The following is a 5,584-nucleotide window of genomic DNA, read 5'->3' as shown; positions in this document are numbered from 1 at the left end:
GGCCAACCACACCGACGTCAGGGCCAACGCCGACGCCATCACGACGGCCGAGCAGCGCATCACGGGGACCGAGAACAGCATCGTCACGCTGCGCAGCGAACTCGCCACCACCCGCCAGGACATCACGGTGGCCTACACCGAGGCCATCACCACCCGCACCGCCACCCTGGCCAGTTCGCAGGAGATGACGACCGCCAAGGAAGAGGTCGCCGCCTCGGTGCAACGCGTCCAGACCTCGGTCGACGAGGTCAACCTGAAGGTCACCAAGGTGGAGACCCAGGTGACCGAGCTTTCGGGGACCGTCACGAAGATCGTCTCAAACCTGAACATCATCTGAGCATCGCGGGGACATCGATGAAAATCCTCAAGGAAACGCACCACAGCCCCATGTTCCTGCCCACGGCCCTGGCAGGCAGGATGCGCCTGGTCTGCACCGTCATGGTCTACTTCGGCTTCGACGACCCCGAAGCCCCCCTGCCCGACCGCGAGATGTGGCCCGAGGTGATGAAGCTCCTGCCCAAGCCCCCCGTGCTCGACGTGGGCCTGCCCAAGCCGCGCGCCGAGGTGCTGGCCGCGGGCAAGTGCTTCGCCCCGGGCGGCAAGCCCCGCCAGGCCGCACAGGTGAGCGTCTCCGCGGGCGGCGTGAAGAAGACCCTCGACGTGTTCGGCGACAGGCGCTGGGTCTACGCCGGCAACGCCGTGGCGGGCGTCACCGACCCCGAGCCCTTCACCGTCATGCCCCTGGAGTGGGAGCGCGCCTACGGCGGCCCCGGGGACCCGCGCAACCCCAAGGGCCGGGGCATGCCCCCCGGCAAGCCGGGGGAAAAGCCGGAGAAGCCCGTCTTCCTGCCCAACGTGGAATACCACTCCCAACTCGTGGGCTCGCCCCAGGACGCCCCCGAGCCCGCTTCCTTCCTGCCCCTGGACGTGATGCACCCCGAGCGCCAGAAACGCGCGGGCACCTACGACGACGCCTGGAAGAACGACCGCTGGCCCTACTACCCCGACGACCTCGACCCCGACTTCTTCCAGCAGGCCCCCCCCGACCAGTGGAACCAGGCCTTCTTCCGGGGCGGCGAGGCCGTGGAGATCGTGAACATGCACCCCGAGCGCCAGCTCGTCTCCTTCCGGCTGCCCCAGTTCAAGCCCCGGCTCTTCCTCACGCGCAAGGAGGCCCCCAAGGCCCCGCCCGAGAAGGACACCTTCGAGGAAGTGGCCCTGAACATGGACACCGTGTGGCTCTTCCCCGAGGCGCTGCGCGGCGTGGCCGTCTGGCGCGGAGTATTCCGCACCGAGCGCGACGACATGGCCGACCTGCGCTACGTCTACCTGGCCACCGAGGCCGCCGGAACACCCCCCCAGACCCTGGAGCACTACCTGGAGGCCCAGAACAGGCGCGTGGCGGCCATGAAGCCCGTGGCCCCCGTGATCCCGGACGCCAACCAGAAGGTGAACCGCGAGCTGCTCAAGTTCGGACGCGTCAAGAAGGACATCGAGCGCATCAAGGCCCAGGCCAAGGGCCAGACCCCCGTCATGCCCCGCGAGCCCGCCGAGATGGCCGCCGTGAACCGCAAGGTGGTGGACCAGGGCCTGGCCACCCTGGACAAGATGGAGGCCATGGCCAGGGACATGCAGGACAAGTTCGGCTGGCGCGCCGTGCTGGACCCCGCCTCCTTCGCGCCCAAGCGCGCGCAGCTCCTGGAGACGGCCCAGAAGATCGACCAGTCCCTGGCCAAGGCCGCCCAGACCAAGGCCTCCCTCACGGCCATGAAGGCCGACATGAAGAAGGAAATGGGCGCGACCATGAAGGCCAGGATCGCCCCCGAACACCTGGCCAAGGCGGGCATCGACCCGGACAACCTCCTGCCCGACCCCGACGACGGCCTCGGCCCCTGGCACGCCAAGGCCTTCCCCTTCGCCGTGCAGGCCCGGCGCTCCCTGGAAGGCGAACCGGCCCTCATGGCCCGCCTGGAGTCCGCCGGGTTCAAGACGCCCACCCTCTCGCGCGCCTGGGTGGGCTTCAACGCCGCCCCCCTGGCCCAGGAGGGCGCGGACTGGGGCATGCCGCAAGGCCCGTTCACCATCCCCCGGGGCCTGGTGCTGCCGCGCTTCGAGGGCCGCAAGCTCACGCGCCTGTTCGTGCTGCCGGACTGGCCCGAGGCGGTCGCGCCCCTCTGGCAGGGGACGCCGGTCCCCGGCTCGGCCGAGGGGGCGCTCTGGCTGCCCGGCCCCGACGAGGTGGCCCCCGTGGTGGTGGCCGCCTCGGAGCCCGAGGCCCTGCTCCTGGAGCAGGAGGTGGGCGACGTGTGCCATGTGCTGGCCCAGGCCGAACCCAAGGCCCCGCCCCCCAAGGAGGCCGCCAAGGCCCTCAAGGACGCTCCCCGCGTGCTGGTGGCCGCGCCCAGGGACTCCCAGGAGCGCCTGGCCCCGGCCGCGCCCTGGCTGGCCCTTTCGGACAAGGCCGCCTGGCTGCCGCTGCCCCAGGGAAAGGACTGCCTGGAGGCGCGCCTCCAAAAGGCCGACCTCCGCGAATGGGTCTTCGACGCCCTGCCCCCTGCGGCCATCGGAATCCCCGAGGACGACCCCGTGCCCGCCTTCGGCCCGGCCCCGCCCAGAAAACGCCCGGCCATCCCGGACATCGCCGGGCTCATCCAGGCGGCCCACGCCGAGATCAAGGCCTTCCACGAGGCCAGGTTCGACGGCCTCAAGGCCACCATGAAGGACGTGGAGAACCAGGCCCGCGAGGCCATGTCCAGGCACGGCAAGGACTTCGACCAGGTGATGGCCGAGGCCAAGGCCGCCCCGCGCAAGCCTTTCGACCAGGTGGGCGAGGAGATGGCCGCCCAGATGGAGTCCAAGCGCGACGCCCTCAAGGCCCAGGGGCTTCTCACCCCGGACAAGGAGGCCGACATCACCAAGGCGGCGGCCCAGGCCCGCCAGCTGGGGGCCGACTCCGAGGCCCGCTGGCAGGCCGGCCAGCAGAAGCTGGCCGAGGCCAAGGCCAAGATCGAGGCCGCCAAGAAGGCCCAGGGCCAGGGCGTGCCCGACGACATGAAGGCCCGCTTCAAGGAGGCGGGCATGGACCTGGACGCCATGCGCCCGCGCACCCGCGAGGAGGTGGTGGCCATGCACGCCGAAGGACGCTCCCTGGCCCAGTCCATCCTGGCCGGGGTGGACCTCTCGGGCCTGGACCTCGCCGGGGCCGACTTCACGGCCTGCCGCCTCTCGGACGCCAAGTTCGCCGGGTCCAGGCTCGACGGCTGCACCTTCGCGCGCTCCATGGCCCAGAACGCCGACTTCTCCGGGGCCAGCCTCAAGGGGGCGCGCTTCAACCAGGCCATGCTCACGCGCACCGGTTTCGCCAAGGCCAACCTCTCGGGGGCGGACTTCCACCAGGCCAGCTTCGCCCAGGCCGACCTCTCCGGGGCAGACCTCTCCGGGGCAGACCTGCGCCTGGCCTCCATGAGCAAGGCCAACCTCGCCGGGGCCGTGTTCTCCGGGGCCAGGCTCAAGCTCATGGCCGTGCAGGAGTGCGAGGCCAAGAACGCCTCCTTCCGCGAGGCCGACATGGAGCGCGTGCTCCTGCGCAAGACGGGCCTGGACGGCGCGGACTTCTCCGGCGCGGACCTGAAAAGCACCCAGCTCCAGCAGTGCAAGGGCCAGGGCGTGCGCTTCGCCGGGACGCGCTTCACCAAGGGCGCGCTGGCCCAGAGCGAACTGCCCGGGGCCGACTTCACCGGAGCCCAGGCCACGCACCTCTCGGTGCGCGAATGCCTGCTGCCGGGAGCGGACTTCCGCAAGGGCAGCTTCACGGCCTGCCGCGCGGAGAACTCCGAGCTGACCGGGGCGCGCCTGCGCGGCGTGTCGGCCCGGGGCACGTCGTTCCCCGGCTCCAACCTGGAAGGGGCCGACCTCTCCGGATCGGACTTCCTCTTCGGCTCCTTCGCCAAGGCGCGCATCGTGGCCGCGGACCTGCGCGGCGCAAGCTGCTTCGGCGCGGACTTCCACAAGGCCGTGGTGGGCAAGACCCGCTTCGACGGAACCAACCTGACCCTCACGGCCCTGCACGGCAAGGCCGACCTCCTGGAGTAGCCATGACCAGACAGGACATCCTCGACGCGGCCCGGGACCGCAGGCCCGTCATCGGGCAGGACCTCTCGGGCCTGGACCTCTCCGGCGCGGACCTCACCCACATCCGCTTCGAGCGGGTGAACTTCAAGGGCGCGAACCTCTCCGGAGCGGTGGTGAACCAGGCGGGCTTCCGCAAGTGCGACTTCACCGGCGCGACCCTGGACGGCTGCGACCTGACCAAGATGGACCTGGCGGGCACGAGCTTCGCCGGGGCCAGCCTGAAAAAGATCACCACCAAGATGACGCTCCTTGGCCGTTGCGACTTCTCCGGGGCCGATCTCTCCGGGGCCATGGTGCACTGGTCCGTGGCCGACAACGCCCGTTTCACGGGGGCGAAGCTCGCCGGCGCCCGGCTCGACAAGCTCACCCTGCGCGCCTCGGACTTCTCCCAGGCCGACCTCACCGGCGCGGCCCTGCACAAGGCCGTGTTCACGGGCTGCAACTTCAAGGGCGTGGTCCTCAAGGACGTGAGCTTCGAGAAGGCGCTTTTCTCGGGCTGCGACCTCTCCGGGCAGGACCTCTCGGGCCTGGCGCTCACCCAGGTGAACTTCTCGGGCTCCAACCTGGCGGGCGTGAAGCTCATCAAGGCGCGCATCGCCTACGCCCTCTTCGCCAAGGCCAACCTGGAGGGGGCGGACCTCTCCGGGGCCAGGGGCTCCAAGTGCATGTACCTGGGGGCCGTGCTCAAGGGGGCCAGGCTGGCCGGAGGCGTCTTCGACAACTCGGTCTTCTCCGAGGCCGACCTGGGCGCGGCGGACCTCTCCGGGGCCAACCTCTTCCGCTGCCAGTTCAAGAAGGCCCGGTGCCGGGGCGTCAAGTTCGTCGGGTGCGACCTGCGCCACGCCGACTTCTCCCACGCGGACTGCACCGCCGCCGATTTCACCCGCGCCGACATGACCATGGCCTGCTTCCACGGCATGAACGACGAGCACGCCGTCTACGAACTCACCCAGCGCGCGCTCGTGCGCTCCCCCAACCAGGAAATGGCCCAGGCCGAGGCGTTCCGCCCGGTCCAGGCCTAGGAGGTTCCGCCAATGTTCGCACTCACCCTCGGCGCCGGAGTGGACATGGCCTTCCCCGACGTGTGCCTCACCCCCGTGGTGGTGCCCGTGCCCGTGCCCTACCCCAACATCGCGGAGACCATCACCACCCAGCCCGCCGCCGACAACATCACCATCGACTGCATGCCCGTGATCAACCAGATGTCCATGGGCCTTGTGAGCGAGGGCGACGAGCCGGGCGTGCTCCTGGGCGTGGTCTCCCACCTGGAGAGCGGCCAGGCCGACTACACCCTGGGCTGCATCACCATCTTCATGGACGCCGCGCCCTGCCAGCGCCTCACCAGCCTCACGCGCCAGAACTGCATGGTGGAGCTGCCCAACGCCGTGGGCATGACCATCGCCCCCAGCCAGGTGACCGTGCTCACCCTGGGCTAGCGGCGACGGACGGCCCC

The 5,584-nt window shown here is 70.4% G+C and carries 4 protein-coding genes; all 4 read left to right on the top strand.

Annotated elements, in window-relative coordinates; translation table 11 throughout:
• On the top strand, positions 1-337 hold a 337-nt coding region (locus tag ACV4UX_RS16955), incomplete at its 5' end, for a hypothetical protein (protein WP_491594462.1).
• A gap of 17 nt (positions 338-354) precedes the next feature.
• On the top strand, positions 355-4,092 hold the full coding sequence (locus tag ACV4UX_RS16950) for a DUF2169 family type VI secretion system accessory protein (RefSeq protein ID WP_491594461.1): 3,738 nt from the start codon (positions 355-357) through the stop codon (positions 4,090-4,092).
• A gap of 2 nt (positions 4,093-4,094) precedes the next feature.
• A complete protein-coding gene (locus ACV4UX_RS16945; RefSeq protein ID WP_491594460.1) occupies positions 4,095-5,153 on the top strand; it encodes a pentapeptide repeat-containing protein in 1,059 nt (352 codons plus the stop codon).
• A 12-nt stretch (positions 5,154-5,165) separates the two neighbouring features.
• Positions 5,166-5,567: a DUF4150 domain-containing protein gene (locus tag ACV4UX_RS16940; protein ID WP_491594459.1), complete on the top strand. Its 402-nt coding sequence runs from the start codon at positions 5,166-5,168 to the stop codon at positions 5,565-5,567.
• Positions 5,568-5,584: the final 17 nt, after the last annotated feature.

The sequence above is a fragment of the Fundidesulfovibrio sp. genome (assembly GCF_058402725.1).
The sequence above is the reverse complement of the archived record's forward strand: the minus strand, read 5'-3'. Positions and strand labels throughout refer to the sequence as shown.

What these genes read in the sequence shown, in the direction of transcription:
- ACV4UX_RS16950 (WP_491594461.1), top strand. Translation starts at nt 355, where the DNA reads ATGAAAATCCTCAAGGAAACGCACCACAGCCCCATGTTCCTGCCCACG.
- ACV4UX_RS16945 (WP_491594460.1), top strand. Translation starts at nt 4,095, where the DNA reads ATGACCAGACAGGACATCCTCGACGCGGCCCGGGACCGCAGGCCCGTC.
- ACV4UX_RS16940 (WP_491594459.1), top strand. Translation starts at nt 5,166, where the DNA reads ATGTTCGCACTCACCCTCGGCGCCGGAGTGGACATGGCCTTCCCCGAC.